This is a genomic window from Allobosea sp. LjRoot237 (assembly GCF_964253285.1).
GTDB lineage: Bacteria > Pseudomonadota > Alphaproteobacteria > Rhizobiales > Beijerinckiaceae > Allobosea.
Genome location: NZ_CAXUQP020000001.1, coordinates 2,632,832 through 2,649,250, shown reverse-complemented (window position 1 = coordinate 2,649,250; position 16,419 = coordinate 2,632,832). Strand labels below are relative to the sequence as shown.

Annotated in this window: 14 protein-coding genes; 8 read left to right on the top strand and 6 right to left on the bottom strand. The window is 66.3% G+C overall.

Annotated elements, in window-relative coordinates; all coding sequences use genetic code 11:
* Positions 1-4 precede the first annotated feature (4 nt).
* From tssF to ACSQ24_RS12825, 5 genes are all read left to right on the top strand, one after another.
* Positions 5-1,966 (top strand): type VI secretion system baseplate subunit TssF, encoded by a 1,962-nt coding sequence (tssF, locus tag ACSQ24_RS12845; RefSeq protein ID WP_436095051.1) that lies wholly within the window; start codon positions 5-7, stop codon positions 1,964-1,966.
* The gene (gene tssG / locus ACSQ24_RS12840; RefSeq protein WP_436095050.1) at positions 1,963-3,048 is read left to right on the top strand and encodes a type VI secretion system baseplate subunit TssG; all 1,086 of its coding nucleotides are present in this window, start codon (positions 1,963-1,965) and stop codon (positions 3,046-3,048) included. Before tssF ends, tssG begins: the two co-directional genes overlap by 4 nt.
* A gap of 9 nt (positions 3,049-3,057) precedes the next feature.
* Complete coding sequence (tssH, locus tag ACSQ24_RS12835; RefSeq protein WP_436095049.1) at positions 3,058-5,757, top strand: type VI secretion system ATPase TssH; 2,700 nt, start codon at positions 3,058-3,060, stop codon at positions 5,755-5,757.
* 128 nt (positions 5,758-5,885) lie between these two features.
* A complete protein-coding gene (locus ACSQ24_RS12830) occupies positions 5,886-6,653 on the top strand; it encodes a hypothetical protein (RefSeq protein WP_436095048.1) in 768 nt (255 codons plus the stop codon).
* A 185-nt stretch (positions 6,654-6,838) separates the two neighbouring features.
* On the top strand, positions 6,839-8,014 hold the full coding sequence (locus ACSQ24_RS12825) for a M23 family metallopeptidase (RefSeq protein WP_436095047.1): 1,176 nt from the start codon (positions 6,839-6,841) through the stop codon (positions 8,012-8,014).
* A gap of 17 nt (positions 8,015-8,031) precedes the next feature.
* Here the strand turns inward: ACSQ24_RS12825 and ACSQ24_RS12820 are convergent, their stop codons facing one another.
* Entirely contained in the window at positions 8,032-8,406 is a 375-nt protein-coding gene (locus tag ACSQ24_RS12820) for a nuclear transport factor 2 family protein (protein ID WP_436095046.1), read from the bottom strand.
* Positions 8,407-8,473: 67 nt separating this feature from the next.
* Positions 8,474-8,665 (bottom strand): hypothetical protein, encoded by a 192-nt coding sequence (locus ACSQ24_RS12815; protein WP_436095045.1) that lies wholly within the window; start codon positions 8,663-8,665, stop codon positions 8,474-8,476.
* Between the two features lie 299 nt (positions 8,666-8,964).
* On the opposite strand from ACSQ24_RS12815, the gene ACSQ24_RS12810 reads away from it, so the two are divergent.
* The 3 genes from ACSQ24_RS12810 to cysN are packed head-to-tail and all read left to right on the top strand — an operon-like array spanning position 8,965 to position 12,250.
* Positions 8,965-9,723, top strand: a complete 759-nt coding sequence (locus tag ACSQ24_RS12810) for a phosphoadenylyl-sulfate reductase (RefSeq protein WP_436095044.1) — start codon at positions 8,965-8,967, stop codon at positions 9,721-9,723.
* Positions 9,654-10,622 carry a sulfate adenylyltransferase subunit CysD gene (cysD, locus tag ACSQ24_RS12805; protein WP_436095043.1) on the top strand — a complete coding sequence of 323 codons (969 nt, stop codon included), beginning with the start codon at positions 9,654-9,656 and terminating at the stop codon, positions 10,620-10,622. The genes ACSQ24_RS12810 and cysD overlap by 70 nt, the downstream gene beginning before the upstream one ends.
* Entirely contained in the window at positions 10,622-12,250 is a 1,629-nt protein-coding gene (gene cysN, locus ACSQ24_RS12800; protein ID WP_436095042.1) for a sulfate adenylyltransferase subunit CysN, read from the top strand. The genes cysD and cysN overlap by 1 nt, the downstream gene beginning before the upstream one ends.
* Positions 12,251-12,312: 62 nt before the next feature.
* Here the strand turns inward: cysN and ACSQ24_RS12795 are convergent, their stop codons facing one another.
* The 4 genes from ACSQ24_RS12795 to ACSQ24_RS12780 all read right to left on the bottom strand — a co-directional run bounded on the left by ACSQ24_RS12795 (position 12,313) and on the right by ACSQ24_RS12780 (position 16,418).
* Complete coding sequence (locus tag ACSQ24_RS12795) at positions 12,313-12,957, bottom strand: hypothetical protein (protein ID WP_436095041.1); 645 nt, start codon at positions 12,955-12,957, stop codon at positions 12,313-12,315.
* 107 nt (positions 12,958-13,064) lie between these two features.
* The gene (locus ACSQ24_RS12790) at positions 13,065-13,502 is read right to left on the bottom strand and encodes a RidA family protein (RefSeq protein WP_436095040.1); all 438 of its coding nucleotides are present in this window, start codon (positions 13,500-13,502) and stop codon (positions 13,065-13,067) included.
* A 17-nt stretch (positions 13,503-13,519) separates the two neighbouring features.
* Positions 13,520-15,166, bottom strand: a complete 1,647-nt coding sequence (locus tag ACSQ24_RS12785) for an AMP-binding protein (RefSeq protein WP_436095039.1) — start codon at positions 15,164-15,166, stop codon at positions 13,520-13,522.
* A gap of 76 nt (positions 15,167-15,242) precedes the next feature.
* Complete coding sequence (locus tag ACSQ24_RS12780) at positions 15,243-16,418, bottom strand: acyl-CoA dehydrogenase family protein (RefSeq protein WP_436095038.1); 1,176 nt, start codon at positions 16,416-16,418, stop codon at positions 15,243-15,245.
* Position 16,419 lies beyond the last annotated feature (1 nt).

Sequence of the window (16,419 nt, the reverse complement as noted above, 5' to 3'; positions counted from 1 at the left end):
CCTCATGAACCAGGAATTCCTCGACTTCTACAATCGCGAACTCCGGCTCTTCACCGAGCATACGAAAGAGTTTGCCGAGGAATATCCCGGGATCGCCGAACGGCTCGGCGGGCTGGTCGGCGAGCGCATGGACCCGATGGTCGCCGGCTTGCTCGAAGGCGCTGCCTTCCTCGCCGCGCGGGTCCAGCTCAAGCTCAAGCACGAGTTCCCAGAGTTCACCAATAATCTCCTCGAACAGCTCATCCCGAATTACCTGGCGCCAACCCCATCGGCGCTTCTCGCCGGAATTGCACCGATCTACGGCGATCCGGCCCTGCGCGACGGCGTCGAGGTGCCGCGCGGCTCCTATCTCGACGCAACTTACGTCGAGCGCGATCGACGCGTCGCTTGCCGCTACCGGCTGGGCTCGGCCGTGACGCTCTGGCCGTTCGACATCGCCTCTGCCGAGTACATCGCCGCGCCGGGGCCGCTGCAGGCATTGGGACTTCCGGTCGATGGACGCGTGCTCTCGGGCCTGCGCCTGTCGCTGACGCACCGCGTCGCGGCTGATCCGACGGAGGAGCCGTCGCCGGAGGAGGCCAAGAAGCAGCCAGCGAGCTGGTTTGCCGGCTGCAAGACGCGCGAACTCACAGTGCATCTGCTTGGCACGGAGGCGGACGCGATCGCACTCTACGAACAGATCTTCGGCGATCGCCTTGGCTTATACTTCCGCTATCTCGACGAGTTCGGCGATCCCGTCGTGCTGTCGGCTGCGGAGTGCGGGGTCGAGCAGATCGGCTTCGATGAAGACGATGCGCTGTTGCCGGCCGATACACGGGTCTTCCGGGGGTTCGATCTGCTGCGCGAGCAGTTCTGGTTTTCGCGCAAATTCCTCGGCTTCAGGCTGACCGGCCTCGACAAAGTGATGTCGCGGCTCAAGGCCAAGACGGTCGACGTGATCTTCGTCTTCGACGAGGTCAATACGCGCCTGCCGGCCGCGGTACAGCGCCAGATGTTCGCACTCTATGCCGCGCCGGCGGTGAACCTGTTCGAGAAGACCACCGACCGCATCCCGGTTCGCAAGAACGAGCACGAATACCATGTCGTGCCCGATCGCAGCCGCATGCTCGATTATGAGCCGCATTCGATCCTCGAGGTCTATGCGCACTATACCGGCGGGCGCGACAAGCAGCCGGTCCACCCGCTCTATTCCTCGCCGGATGGCGCCTCGCCGACGCAGGGCTTGCTCTACACGCACCGGCGCTTGCCGCGCCGCCGCTCGACTGCCGAACGGCGCGAGGGCAGGGCGTCCGACTATACCGGCACCGAGATCTTCGTCTCGCTCTACGAGCCGGCGACAGTCTCCGACGCCGCTTCCGTCGCCGAGCTCAGCGTCCGGGCTCTTTGCTCGAACCGACACCTCACCGAGCATCTGCCGACCGGCACTGGTGGGGCAGACTTCCGCCTGATCGACAATGTCGTGCTCGACGTGAACTGTCTCGCCGGGCCGACGCCGCCGCGCGAGCCGATTGTCTCGCAGCTCAGGCTTCGCTCCGAGATGGCGAGCACCGGCGTGGTGGCCTGGCGTCTGATCAACATGCTCAGCCTCAACCATCTCGGCCTGGTCCAGCGCGGCGCCGGCGAGAACGCCGAGGCGCTGCGCGAGATGCTCTCGCTCTTCGCCGACCTTGCTGACAGCGCCACCGAGCGCCGCATCCGCGGCATCAAGAGCGTTGATAGTCGCCCGGTGATCCGGCGCTTCCCGCAGCGGGCTGGAACAGGCGCCGCTCGCGGACTCGAGATCACCGTCCTCCTCGACGAGAAGGCCTTCGAGGGCAGCGGCGTCTTCCTGCTTGGCGCTGTGCTCGATCGCTTCTTCGCGGAATACGCGGCGATGAACCACTTCACCCAGACCGTGATCCGTACGGTCGAGCGCGGCGAGGTGATGCGCGGGCCGCCGCGGGCCGGCACGAGGCGCATCCTGTGAACAAGACCGCGCCCACGCTACCGGAACCGGCCGCGCTCGATGTGCTGCGCGTTGAGCCGCCTTTCGTCGAGGCGTTGCAGGCCGAGCCCTGGCGCCACGATTTCTATGCGGTGCTGCGTCGGATCGAGCGCAGCTTCCCGGAGCGCGAGCGCATCGGCGACGTCTCTGCACGGCGCGACGAATACATCGCGCTCGGCGAGCAGCCCTATATGGACTTTCCGGCCTCGACCTTCGCCGAAGTCGATCGCGATCTTCAGGGGCGGCTGCGGCTCTTCGTTAAGTTCCTCGGCCTGCTCGGCCCGCAGGGCGCGTTGCCGCTGGCGACCACCGAGGAGAGCTATCACTGGCAGTTGATCCGGGACGACGCCTTCCCGCGCTTCCTCGACATCTTCAACAACCGCTTCCTGCAACTCTTCTACCGGGCCTGGGCGGATTCGCGGCCGATCGCGCAGCATGATCGGCCTGACAGGGATCGCTTCGTCGCCTATGTCGGCAGCATGGTGGGCTTGGGTTCGAAGCCGTATCAGCACCGGGACAGCGTTCCCGACCCGGAAAAGCTGGCCCATGCCGGGCTTGCCGGCGCACAGGCCAAGTCGGCTTCGCGCCTGCGCAGCCTGCTCGCCGGGCTCTTCGACATCGAGGTCGAGGTCGAGCAGTTCGTCGGCATGCAGCTGGTCTTCGATCCGGAGGACCGGACCAGGCTCGGCCGCGGCCAGTGCAGCCTCGGCAGCAACGTCCTGGTCGGCGCCAGCGTCTACAGCGTCGAGGACAAGTTCCGGGTCAAGCTCGTCGCGCGCGACCTCGAACAGTTCAACCGTTTCCTGCCCAATGGCGACCGCTGCGAGCCTTTGGCCGATGCGGTGTTCTTCTATCTCGGCGAGCAGTTCGAATGGGATGTCGAGCTTGCCTTGCCGGTCGGCAAGGTCAGGCCGATGCAGCTCGGCCGCTTCGGCGCGCTCGGCTGGTCGAGCTGGGTTTCGCCGAACTGGAACGTACCGGACGGCAGCTTGCGCCGCGACGCGCGTTTCCACCCCGCTGAACGCATGCGGCTGAAGCGCAGCCAACAACAGACGAAACGATAGGGGGCAGTCATGGCCGATATCAGTCTCGAAGCCGTCACCGGCAAGCTCAATCGCGTTGGCTATGAGGCCTTCATCCAGGCGTTGCGCCAGGCCAAGGGCGCCGGCAACCGCAATGTCGAGCTGGCGCACTGGCTCGCCCAGATCCTGCAGCGGCGCTCGACCGATATCGGGCTGACCGCCCAGCATTACGGCCTCGACATGGCCCGCCTCGCCACCGACATCGGCGGCGTCATCGAGGGCTTCCGCAAGAACGAGACCGAGATGCCCGGCGTCGCCAACAACGTTGTCGACGTGCTCGATCGCGGCTGGCACTACGCCACGCTGTTCTTCGGCGAAACCCAGATCAGGACAGGCCATGTCCTGGTCGCGGCGCTGAAATCGCTCGAGCTGAAGCGGGCGCTGACCGCGATCTCCAAGGAGTTCGGCAAGATCCCGGTCGAGGAGCTCGCTGCCGGCCACGCCAAGATCTGGAAGGACTCCGAGGAGGAGAACCTGCGGCCGATGGACGGCTCCGGGCTGCGCGCCGCGGGCACGCCCGGCGCCGAGCAGGCCGAGGGCGCCAAGGGCACGACCGCGCTCGACCGCTTCTCGCAGGACCTGACCGAGAAGGCGCGCTCCGGCACGATGGACCCGATCCTCGGCCGCGACGACGAGATCCGACAGGTCATCGACGTGCTGATGCGCCGACGCCAGAACAACCCGATCCTCACCGGCGAGGCCGGCGTCGGCAAGACCGCGATCGCCGAGGGCTTCGCCCAGCGCATCGTCGCCGGCGACGTGCCGCCGCCCCTGCGCGGGGTCAAGGTCTGCGCCCTCGACATCGGCCTGATGCAGGCTGGCGCCTCGATGAAGGGCGAGTTCGAGCAGCGCCTGCGCTCGGTGATCGACGAGGTCCAGTCCTCGCCGACCCCGGTGATCCTGTTCATCGACGAGGCTCATACGCTGATCGGCGCCGGTGGCCCGGCCGGCACGGGCGACGCCGCCAATCTGCTCAAGCCGGCGCTGGCCCGGGGCACCTTGCGCACTGTCGCGGCGACGACCTGGTCCGAGTACCGCCAGTATTTCGAGAAGGACCCGGCGCTGACCCGGCGCTTCCAGCCTGTCCAGGTCGATGAACCTGACGTCGCGCGCTGCTGCACCATGCTGCGCGGCCTGATCGGGCCGATGGAGAAGCATCATAAGGTCCGCATCTCCGACGCTGCCATCGTCGCCGCCGTCCAGCTCTCGTCGCGCTACATCCCGGCTCGCCAGCTGCCGGACAAGGCGGTGAGCTTGCTCGACACCGCCTGCGCCCGGGTCGCGATCAGCCAGACCGCCACGCCGGCCGCGATCGAGGACGCCCGCGTCGCGATTTCGGCGCTGGAGAAGGAGAAGCTGGCGCTGATCGCCGACAAGGATCTCGGCGACGCCACCGACGAGCGCCTCGGCAAGATCGAGGAGGAGAGTGCCGAGCTCAAGGCGAAGCTTCAGGCCCTCGAAGCCGACTGGGCTTCCGAGCTCGCCCTCGTCGAGGAGATCACGCTGCTGCGCGGCAAGCTCGGCGAGAAGCCGGCCGGTGAAACGCCCGCGGCCGATGGTGAGGCGCCGGCCGAGACCGCTCCGGCCGAAGCGCCGGTCGATCCGGAAGCGACGCGCGCCAGTTTGAAGGACAAATTCACCACGCTCGGCGCGATCGATCCGGCCAACCGGATGATCTACGCCCATGTCGACGAGCAATCGGTCGCTTCCGTGGTCTCCGACTGGACCGGCATCCCGGTCGGCCGCATGGTCAAGGACGAGATCGAGACCGTGCTCAACCTCGCCGCGACGCTGAACAAGCGCGTCGTCGGGCAGGGCCATGGCATCGGCATGATCGCCAAGCGCATCGAGACCAACCGCGCCAAGCTCGACAATCCGAACAAGCCGATCGGCGTCTTCATGCTCTGCGGCCCGTCCGGCGTCGGCAAGACCGAGACCGCGCTGGCGCTGGCGGAATCGCTTTATGGCGGCGAGCAGAACGTCATCACCATCAACATGAGCGAGTTCCAGGAGGCACACACCGTCTCGACGCTGAAGGGCGCGCCTCCCGGCTATGTCGGCTATGGCGAGGGTGGCAGGCTGACCGAGGCGGTGCGCCGCAAGCCCTATTCGGTGGTCCTGCTCGATGAGGTCGAGAAGGCCCACCCCGACGTGCACGAGCTGTTCTTCCAGGTCTTCGACAAGGGTCAGATGGAGGACGGCACCGGTCGGCGCATCGACTTCAAGAACACGCTGATCATCTTGACCTCGAATGTCGGCACCGACGAGATCATGCGCATGGCCGGCGACGAGAGTAGCCGTCCCGATGCCGAGGAACTCGCGGTCGCGCTGCGGCCGGCGCTGCTCAAGGTCTTCCCGCCGGCGCTGATCGGCCGCCTCGTCACGATCCCCTACTATCCGCTCTCCGGCGAGATGTTGGGCGGCATCGTGCGCCTGCAGCTCGGGCGCATCGGCAAGCGGCTGCGCGACAACCACAACGCCGCCTTCGTCTATGACGACGCCGTCGTCGAGCACATCGTCGCCCAGTGCAACGACCCGGATTCTGGCGGGCGCATGATCGACAACATCATCACCAATTCGATGCTGCCGGCGCTGTCGCGCAGCATTCTCAACCTGCAGCTGGAGAAGAAGCCGCTGACCGAGGCGAAGGTCACGATTGAGGACGGCACCTTCCACTACGCCTGCAATTGATACCGAGAGGCCGCTTCGCCACGACGGAAACAGCGCGGCTGCATTGCAATGCTCGATCCGCCGCGGGCCCGACCAGACCGCGGCGGCTGTTCGTTCGGATTGCCAGCAAAGGAGATGCGAGCATGGCTGTGCCTGACATCAACAATGCGAGTGACATCAGCAACTACCATTTCCAGCCCGGCGACATGGTGGATGCCTATTGGAACATCCAGGTCGACGACGATTACATCTCGATCAACAAATACATGATCGGCATCCATAATTCCGATGCCGGGGCACAGAAGCGCAAGGCCGTCCAACAGGCCGCGGCGAAGCTCAATCACCGCATCGACCAGAAGGCGTTCACCCGGGCCAGCATGGGCAAGGTCACGCCGGGCGATTGCCAGCATATCCTGACCATGGCGGTGCGGAGCGGCCTGGTGAAGCCTAGCGATCTTCAGGCTTGGGCCGATCAGTGCCTTGGCGTCGACTGCACCGGCTTCGTCGTCGCCTATTACAACGAGATCGGCCGTATCAACGTCGATAAGTATAGCGGCGGAGCCAGTTGCCCGTTTCTCGTGGGCAGGGCGGTCAAGAACAAGGCGCCCGGTCTGGAAAGTGCTCTGATTTGGGAGCAGGATCAGGTCCGTATCGGTGATATGATGGTGTGGATGAACAGCCGCATGGTCGAGACGAGGGCGCCGGGACACATTGCGCTGATCTCCTATGTCGATGTCGCCCCGGACACGCTGTTCATCGCCGAGTCGAGCGGTGCCCCGGATGGGAGTGGCCATTACGGGCCGAAGCACAACCGGAAGTCCTGGGAGGGAGTGAAGTCCAGCGGCGGAGCGAAATACATCCAGATCGACAAGACTGGGAAAGTTCTGATCGTGCGCCCGCCGGCGTGGTTCGGCTGAATGGCGCCCGTGGGGATGGAACAAGGGTGATGCAACCGGTCAGGTTGAAGCGACGTGATGAAGCGGTACCGGCAGTCGCCAGCTCGGATGGCGAAAGCGCCTCTCCGCGGCGCTTTCGCGAGCCGCCACCGACCGGACGTCCGCCGCGTCGCCGGGGTAGCGTTCTGCCTTGGTGTCTGGCTTTCTTGGGTCTCATCGCAGCCGGTGTCACCGGCTATCTGCTCTACGAGGAGAAGGGCCGCGTCGCGGCGCTGCAGCAAGAGCAGGCGATCCTGCAGAGCAGCTATGACGAGAAGCTCAAGGCGTTGCAGCGCCGCCTCGTCAGCGCGATCGTAGCGTCCGGCAATTCCCCCGGCTTGCCGGCGCAGCCGGGCCAGCCTACCGGAACCGGACGGGCGGGTGATCAACTCGCCGACCTGATCACCCGGCAGATCGAACTCGAGGCTCGCCAAGCCCTGCTCGGCGCGCTCACCGGCCAGGCAGTGGGCCCGATCCTGCCGCAAGGCGGCGCGCAGGCGACGGGTGGCAATCGGTTCGCCGATGGTCAGAACGTTCTCGACCGCGTCAACCCCGCCGTGCTGGCGCAGCAGCGCCGGCTGGTCTCCGCAACTGTCAAGGCGGGCGAGACCATGTCGCTCGACCAGCGCATCACCTTACTGGGCCAATCGCTCGACCGGGTGCAGACCGGCCAGAGCCAGCAGCTCTCGGCGCTCGGCCGCCAGCTCGTCGGGCGCGTACAGGAGGTGAGGGCGGCGCTCGCCGAAGTCGGGCTCGACCCTGCCAAGGTGAAGCTACCGCCGGGGCGCCCCGGCATGGGCGGGCCGCTGATACCGATGACGGTGACGCTGAAGGCCGGCACCTTCGAGCATGCGCTGATGCAGCTGGGCGAGGCGCGCTCTGTCTTCGGCCGCTGGCGCGATCTCGCGGCCATCGTGCCGTTCCAGCGCCCGCTCGAAGGCGACGATACCACGACCAGCAATTTCGGCCCGCGCTCCGATCCGTTCACCGGCGGCACCGCGATGCATGCCGGCATGGATTTTCGTGGCGAGACCGGCACGCCGGTCCGTGCTCCAGGAGCGGGAAAGGTGCTGCGCGCCGAAGTCGCCGGCGGCTATGGCAATCTGATCGAGCTCGATCATGGCAATGGCCTGACCACGCGCTACGGCCATCTCTCGGCTTTCGACGTCAAGGAAGGGCAGCTCGTTGCGGCCGGGCAGATCATCGGCCGCGTCGGCTCGACGGGGCGCTCGACCGGCCCGCATCTCCACTACGAGACAAGGCTGTCGGACGAGGCGCGCAATCCGCTGAAATTCATCCAGCTCGGCGACAAGCTCGCGGTCGGGCCGAGCGGCCTGCGCTGACCGGTCCGGCTCGCCGTCTACGCGACGACCTGCCAGGCACTCCCGGTATCATAGAAGAAGCGCTCTTCGGCGATGCGGTCGCCCTGCCAGCGCTGGAAGGCGAGTTCCTCCAGGCGACGCGTGACGCCGGACTTGTCGGTGGCGTCGAAGATCCAGCGGACGACGACATGGTCACCGTCGACCAGCACGGCGACGGGCGGATGCGTGTGCATCCTGTTGAGCCGCGCCAGTGCCCGCGCCTCGTGTGCCATCAACGCCTCGCGGCCGCGGCGCGGCTCGTTGGCGTTCTCCTGCATCGTTGCATCGTCGGTGTAGAAATCGCGGATCGCGCCGACATGGTCGCCGCTGACGACAGCGGCGATGAACGCATCCACTCTTGCACGCTCAGGCATATCAAACTCCACCTCGTCAGATCGAGACGGCGGAGAGTAGCTGAATCCTCAACGGAGCGTGTCAACATCAGGCCCGGCGCTCGGGCGCTCCGGGTTTGGTCGGACTTTGTGGTGCGACGGGGTCGCTGGCAGGAAAGGTGTCCTCGAGAGCCTTGTCGAGATCCTTCTCTCCCTTGCCGCCCGCCTTCTTCTCGTCCTTACGCTGCTCGCGCTGCTCCTTGCGCAAGCTTTTGACCGCCTGGTTCGCGGAATTCGCCATGGCATCCCCCTTTTGCGTCGCAGGGACTGCATGTCCATTCAACGCGAGAGCCGGAGCGAAAGTTCCTACCGCATGGGTAAGGCGTGAGGCTGTTCTCGGACGATGACACAGGCGCTGGGAAGGATTTTCTCCATCTGCCCCGAAATACGAAAATTCACGCTACCTGATGTAAATTGATTCGATATCGTTCCAGTTATATGTGGATTGTTCGATTTACAGAACGGCCGAATGATCAGTTTGGAACGGGTGACGGTGCCGCCAAGTGGCTCGCGCCGGCGTCGCCCGTGTAGAGCAAGCACATGTTCGAGTTGCAGGAACAGGCCGAAAACCTCAATGCTACGTTCGGAACGGCGGATGCCGCCGACCGTCTCGCTGGACTGGTGCGGCAGGTTTCCGGACGCCTCGTCTTCACCACCAGCTTTGGCCTCGAGGACCAGGTCGTCACCCATCTGATCGCCACCCAGAAGCTGCCGGTCGAGATCGTCACGCTCGATACCGGCCGGCTCTTCGGCGAGGTCCATGCGCTCTGGGCAGAAACCGAGGCGCGCTACGGCATCGCGGTCACGCCGTTCTATCCGCGGCATGACGCGGTCGAGGCCTTCGTGCTCGGCCATGGCATCAACGGCTTCTACAATTCGATCGAGGCCCGCAAAGCCTGCTGCAATGTCCGCAAGGTCGAGCCGCTCGGCCGGGCGCTCGCCGGGGCCGCTGCCTGGATCACCGGCCTGCGAGCCGATCAATCGGCCGCGCGTGGCGGCGTGGTTCTCGCCGAGGTCGATCGGGAGCGCGGGCTGATCAAGCTCAATCCGCTGCTCGACTGGTCGCGTGACGAGGCTCTGGCCTTCGCCCGCAAGCACGACGTCCCGCTCAACCCGCTGCACGAGCAGGGTTTCCTGTCGATCGGCTGCCAGCCCTGCACCCGCGCCATTCGTCCGGGCGAACCCGAGCGGGCCGGGCGCTGGTGGTGGGAAGAGGAGGCCGCCAAGGAATGCGGCCTGCATGTCGGCCCGGACGGCCGTCTGGTGCGGTCCAAGCCGGCCGCGGAGGTTGTGGCGTGATCCAGCTGAGTCATCTGCAGAAGCTCGAAGCCGAGGCGATCTTCATCATCCGTGAGGTCGCCGCGACCTGCGAGAAGCCTGTGCTGCTCTATTCGATCGGCAAGGACTCGGCGGTGCTGCTGCATCTCGCGATGAAGGCCTTCTATCCCGGCAAGCCGCCATTCCCGCTGCTCCATGTCGATACGACCTGGAAGTTCAGGGACATGATCGCCTTCCGCGACCAGACCGTCAGCCGGCTCGGCCTCGACCTGATCGTGCACATCAACGAGGAGGGCGTGCGCGCCGGTGTGAGCCCGTTCGCCTCCGGCTCGCGCCTGCATACCGACGTGATGAAGACGCAAGGGCTGAAGCAGGCCCTCGACAAATATGGCTTCGACGCGGCCTTCGGCGGTGCCAGGCGCGATGAGGAGAAGAGCCGGGCGAAGGAGCGCGTGTTCTCGCTGCGCTCGGAACAGCATCGCTGGGACCCGAAGAACCAGCGCCCAGAGCCCTGGCGGCTGTTCAACACGCGCAAGGCGCCGGGCGAGAGCTTCCGCGTCTTCCCGCTCTCCAATTGGACCGAGAAGGACGTCTGGGACTACATCGCGCTCGAGAACATCCCGGTCGTGCCGCTCTATTTTGCCGCGCCGCGCCCGGTCGTGCGTCGCAACGGCGCCTGGATCATGCGTGACGACGAGCGCATGGACCTTCTGCCCGGCGAAGTGGTCGAGACCCGGATGGTCCGCTTCCGCACACTCGGCTGCTACCCGCTGACCGGCGCGGTCGAGAGCGAGGCGGCGAACCTCACCGACATCATCACGGAAATGCGCTCGTCGCGTTCGTCGGAACGCGAGGGCCGCGTCATCGACCATGACGGCTCCGGCTCGATGGAACAGAAGAAGCAGGAAGGCTATTTCTGATGGCGGCGCTCGCGAAGTTGAAGGGCCAGCCCGCTCCGGCTGGCCAGCCGCATCCCGCCAATGACGAGGGACAGAACACCGAGGGCAGCGCCCGCGCCCTGCTGCGCTTCATCACCTGCGGCTCGGTCGACGACGGCAAGTCGACGCTGATCGGCCGCATCCTCTACGAAGCGGGGGCGGTTTTCGACGACCAGCTCACCGCGCTAGACAGCGATTCCCGCAAATTCGGCACGCAGGGTGCGGCGCCGGACTTCGCGCTGCTGGTCGACGGGCTGTCGGCCGAGCGCGAGCAAGGCATCACCATCGACGTCGCCTATCGCTATTTCTCGACCGATCAGCGCAGCTTCATCGTCGCCGACACGCCCGGCCATGAGCAATACACCCGCAACATGGCGACCGGCGCCTCGACCGCCGATCTCGCCATCATCCTGATCGACGCCCGCAAGGGCCTGCTGCCGCAGACGCGCCGGCACTCCTTCATCGTCTCGCTGGTCGGCGTCCGCCATATCGTCGTCGCCATCAACAAGATGGACCTGGTCGGTTATGACGAGACGGTCTTCAAGCAGATCGAGCAGGACTACCGCAACGCTGTCGCCGGGCTCGGTTTCGCCAGCATCGATTTCGTTCCGGTCTCGGCTCGCGACGGCGAGAACGTCACCAGTCTCTCCAGCCTGACGCCCTGGTATCGCGGCCCGGCGCTGCTGCCTCTGCTCGAATCCGTCGTGGTCGTCGCCGCAGCCGAGGTGGAAGTCGGGTTTGCCTTGCCGGTGCAATGGGTCAACCGGCCCGATCTCGATTTTCGTGGCTTTGCCGGCACAGTCGCGCAAGGGCGCCTGCGGGTCGGCGAGGCGATCGCGGCGCTGCCGTCGGGCCGCCGCAGCACGATCACGCGGATCCTCGCGCCATCCGGAGACGTCTCGCAGGCTAGCGCCGGCCAGTCGGTCACCGTCACCCTCGCTGACGAGATCGACATCTCGCGCGGCGACGTCATTGCCTCGCTGACGCACGCCCCCATTGTGCAACAGGAGCTGCGGGCGCGCCTGCTTTGGACGGGTGAGGCAGCGCTGCGCGAGGGCGGTGAATTCATCCTCAAGCTCGCCACGTCGACCGCCAACGCCCAGATCGTCCAACTGCACCATAGCGTCGATATCGAGAGCTATGCGGAAACGCCGGCCGAGAGCCTGGCGATGAACGGGATCGGGCTGGCGACGCTGAAGCTCGACCGGCCGCTCGCGGTCCTCGACTATGCCCGCAGCCGTGAGCTTGGCGGCTTCATCCTGATCGACAGGCTCAGCAACCAGACAGTCGCCTTCGGCTTCGTCGAGATCCGCGCGGCTCGGGACAAGGCTCGCTCTGTCACTGAAGCGGGTGCTGCTGGCCGCGCTGTTCTGCGCCTCGTCGGCTGGCATGGTGCGCAGGAGCGGCGTGCCTGGTTCGAGACGGCGAGCTGGCGTCTGGCATCCGGATTGTTCGTCTTCGCCGCCGTGGCGCTGCCGACGGGGCAGTGGGCTCTCGCCGCCGCTCTTGGATTGGGCGATATCGCGCTGCGGCCGCTGCTGAAGGGCCTGCATGCCAGGCTGTGGGCTCGAAGGGCTCCGCCTGCACTCTATGACGGGGCAGGGATCTGAAACGCGGGGTCTGAAGAGCGCCGGACGGCCTTCTGCCGGCCCGGCGTTGCGCAAGCGGTGACTTAAGCCGCCTGGGAATAGGTCGCGCCAGCGGGAGGTCGTGCTCCAAGCTGGTAGGTCTGGCCATAGGCTTCAGACGCGCCGCTGACTTCCGGCGGTGGCGGCGGCCGGTGCGAGGCACGCTCCTCCATCTGCTTCTTGAAGTCGTCCATCTCCTTCTTGGAGATCTTGCCGTCCTGGTCCGCGTCCATCGCGGCGAAGAGACGGCTGAGCAGGCCGTTCGAGCCATCGCCATCGGGGGCGACCGCCTTCAGGAATTCTTCCTTGGCGACGCTGCCATCGGAATCGGCGTCGAGCTTGGCGAAGTAGTTCTTGTCGTCGCCGTCCTTGGCGTCGGCCTTCTTCGCCGACGTGGCGCTGGCCGTGTCCGACTGGAGCATCAGCAGGAGGGCCTGCATCTGCTGGTCGGCCTTCTCGAACTTCGCCTTGAAGGCGTCCGATTCCGCCTTGCTGACGGAACCGTCCTGGTCGGCATCGAGCGCCTTGAACCGTTTTTCGATCTTTGCGCTATCGGCGCCCTTCGGAGCGCCGGCGGCAAATTCATCGAGGTTGAGCACCCCGTCGCTGTTGCCGTCGAGCTTGTCGAAGCTCGGTGGTTTTCCGGGCGGTGGCGGGCGGAAGCCCCCAACGCCGCCGATGCTTGTCATGCGATACTCCTGGTTACGTACCGCCCAGGAATGGGCGGCGCCTCCGAGTATCGTGGATAATTCTTGGTAAATTCCTATCGGCCCGGACACCGTACCGAGCCGAATGCTTAGTCCGCCAGCACCGCCGTCGCTTCGATCTCGACCATCGCCTCGGGCTCGACCAAAGCGGCGACAGCGACCACCGCCATAGCCGGGAAATGCCGACCGAAACTGGCGCGATAGACCGGGCCGAGCTCGGCCAGGCTGTTGCGATAAGCCTCGATGTCGGTGACGTACCAGGTCAGGCGCACGATATCCTCGATCCGGCCGCCGCCGGCTTCCACCACCGCCTTGATGTTGGCCAGCGTCTGGCCGATCTGCGCGACGAAGCCCTTGGCGAAGACGCCATTCGCGTCCCAGCCGACGAGCCCGCCGGTCATCAGCACCTTGCCTTCGGCGACCATGCCGTTGGCATAGCCGCGCGGCTGCGGCCAGCCTTCAGGGAGGACGGCTCGGGCGCGGCGCGAGATCGTATCGGAGGGCGGCGAGCCGCTGGTCATGGCCATGGTCTTTCTTGAAACACTCAGGAGGCTGCCGCCGCTTCCTGGCGCGCGATCTCGCGCAAGGCAAAACGTTGCAGCTTCCCGGTAGGGGTCTTCGGCAGGGTTGTCACGAAGGCGATGGCGCGTGGGTACTTGTAAGGCGCGATCGTCGCTTTGACGTGGTCCTGCAGCGCCTTCGCCAGCGCCGCATCGCCGGCAAAGCCTTCGCGTAGCAGCACATAGGCCTTCACGATCTGGCCGCGCTCGGGGCAGGGCGCGCCGACGACGCCGCATTCGGCCACCGCCTCATGCGTCAGCAGGCAGGCCTCGACTTCCGGTCCGGCGATATTGTAGCCGGCCGAGATGATCATGTCGTCGGAGCGGGCCTGATACCAGAAATAGCCATCTGAATCACGCAGATAGGTGTCGCCGGTGACGTTCCAGCCGTCGAGAATGTATTTGGCCTGGCGCGGATCGGCGAGGTAGCGGCAGCCGGTCGGGCCGCGCACGGCGAGGCGCCCGGGCGTGCCGTCCGGCACCTCCTTGCCGTCCTCGTCAATGATTTTCGCCTCGTAGCCGGGCACCGGCAGGCCGGTCGAGCCGGGCCGGATCGCCTCGCGCGGTGCGGCGATGAAGATGTGCAGCATCTCGGTTGCGCCGATGCCGTCCATCAGCGGCAGGCCCGTCGCCGCCTGCCAGGCGTCGAAGGTCGCCTTCGGCAGAGCTTCGCCGGCGGAGACGCAGATGCGCAGCGAGGAGAGATCACGCTCGCCCAGCTTGCCGAGCATGGCGCGATAGGCGGTCGGCGCGGTGAAGCAGACGGTGGCACGGTAGCGCTCGATCGCTTCGGCGAGATCGGGCGGCGCGACCTTGGCCGGCAGCACGCAGGCGGCGCCGATCCGCAACGGGAACAGCACGATGCCGCCGAGCCCAAAGGTGAAGGCGAGCGGTGGCGAACCGATGAAGCGGTCGTCAGGCGCGGCTTTCAGCACGCGCGCCCCGTAAGCATCGCAGATCGCCAGCAGGTCGCGCTGGAAATGCATGGTGCCCTTGGGCTCGCCGGTGGTGCCCGAAGTGAAGGCAATCAGGCAGACATCGTCCTGCGCCGTGTCAGCCGGCTCGAAGACTTCGTAGCCGGCTTGGCCCATCAGGGCTTCGAGTGCGCCATCGCCCCATGTCACAATAGTCGAGAGTTCAGGCGCAAGAGCTTGAGCTGCCTTGAGTTCGTCGACTAATGAGGCGTCGCAGAGCGCGAGCCCGATCTTCGCCTTGCGGATCGGATAGGCGAGCTCCCCGGCGCGCAGCATCGGCATGGTCGCGACCACGACGCCGCCGGCCTTCAGCACCGCGAAATAGGTCGCGACCATCATTGGCGTGTTGGCGGCACGCAGCAGCACGCGATTGCCCGGCACCATGCCAAGATCGCGGGTCAGCACATTGGCGATTCGGTTCACCGTCTCTGCGAGCGCCCGATAGCTCCAGGTCTCGCTCGGCCCGATCACCGCGTCATGTCCACCGCGGCCCTCGGCGACATGGCGGTCGACGAATTCGGTGACGACATTGAGCCGCTCCGGATAGCTCAGTCCGGCCGCGGCGAGGTCGAGGCGCGGCCAGATTTCGCGCGGCGGCAGGTTGTCCCGCGCGAAGCCGTCCACATGTCCCGACCGCATGAACCCTGCGGTATCCATCTCGTTCCCCTGGTCTATTTCTTGAGCAAGTCCTTGTCGCAAAACCGGTTTCCACTTTTGCGGAACATGCTCGGCCTTACTTCAGCAGGTCACGGGCGATCACGACCTTCTGCACCTCGCTGGCGCCCTCGTAGATCCTGAGCGCCCTGATCTCGCGATAGAGTTCCTCGACCTTGACCCCACGGGTGACGCCGAGCCCGCCATGGATCTGCACGGCGCGGTCGATCACCTTCTGGGCGTTCTCGGTCGAGACCAGCTTGGCGAGCGCCGCCTCGCGGGTGACGCGGGGTGCGCCCTGATCCTTGGTCCAGGCGGCGCGGTAGACGAGCAGGGCGGCAGCATCGACCTCGGCGGCGCTGTCGGCGATCGCGGCCTGCGAGAGCTGGAGATCGCCGAGCGTGCCGCCGAAGAGCTTGCGGTTCTTGGCATGCGACACGGTCTCGTGCAGGGCCCGGCGGGCGAAGCCGAGCGCTGCGGCGCCGACCGTCGAGCGGAAGATGTCGAGTGTCGCCATCGCGACCTTGAAGCCGTCGCCGGGGCCGCCGATGCGGTTCGTCGCCGGGATGCGGCAGGCGTCGAAGCGCAAGGTCGCCAGCGGATGCGGCGCGATCACGTCGATGCGCTCGGTGATGGAAAGGCCGGGCGTATCGGCCTCAACCAGATAGGCGGAGAGGCCGCGCGCGCCCGACGCCTCGCCGGAGCGGGCGAAGACGACATAGTGGTCGGCGATGCCGCCATTCGAGATCCAGCTCTTCTCGCCGTCGATCCGGACATGGGTGTTGCCATCCGGCGTCGCTGACGTCGCCAGGGCGGCGACATCGGAGCCGGCCTCCTTCTCGGAGAGGGCGAAGGCGGCGATCCGTTCGCCGCGTGCCACCGCCGGCAGGATGCGTGCCTTCATCTCGGGCGAGCCGGCGACGGTGATCGCGCCCGTTCCCAGCCCCTGCATGGCGAAGGCGAAATCGGCGAGCCCGTCGCGTGCGGCGAGGATCTCGCGGGCGAGACAGAGCGTGCGCACGTCGAGCTTGGCATGCAGCCCACCATGGGCTGCCGGCACGGCGGCCTTAAGGAAGCCGGCTTCACCCAGCGCCTTCACTCGGGCGCGGCAGGCCTCGTCGACGTCGTCATGCGGCAGGCCGGGCAGGGTGGCGTCGGCCCAGGCGGACAGCCTCTGCGCGAAATCGCGGTGATGCGCCTCGAAGAAGGGCCAGTCGAGCGTGTCGCCAAGAATGCCGACGCCAGGCGAAACCATC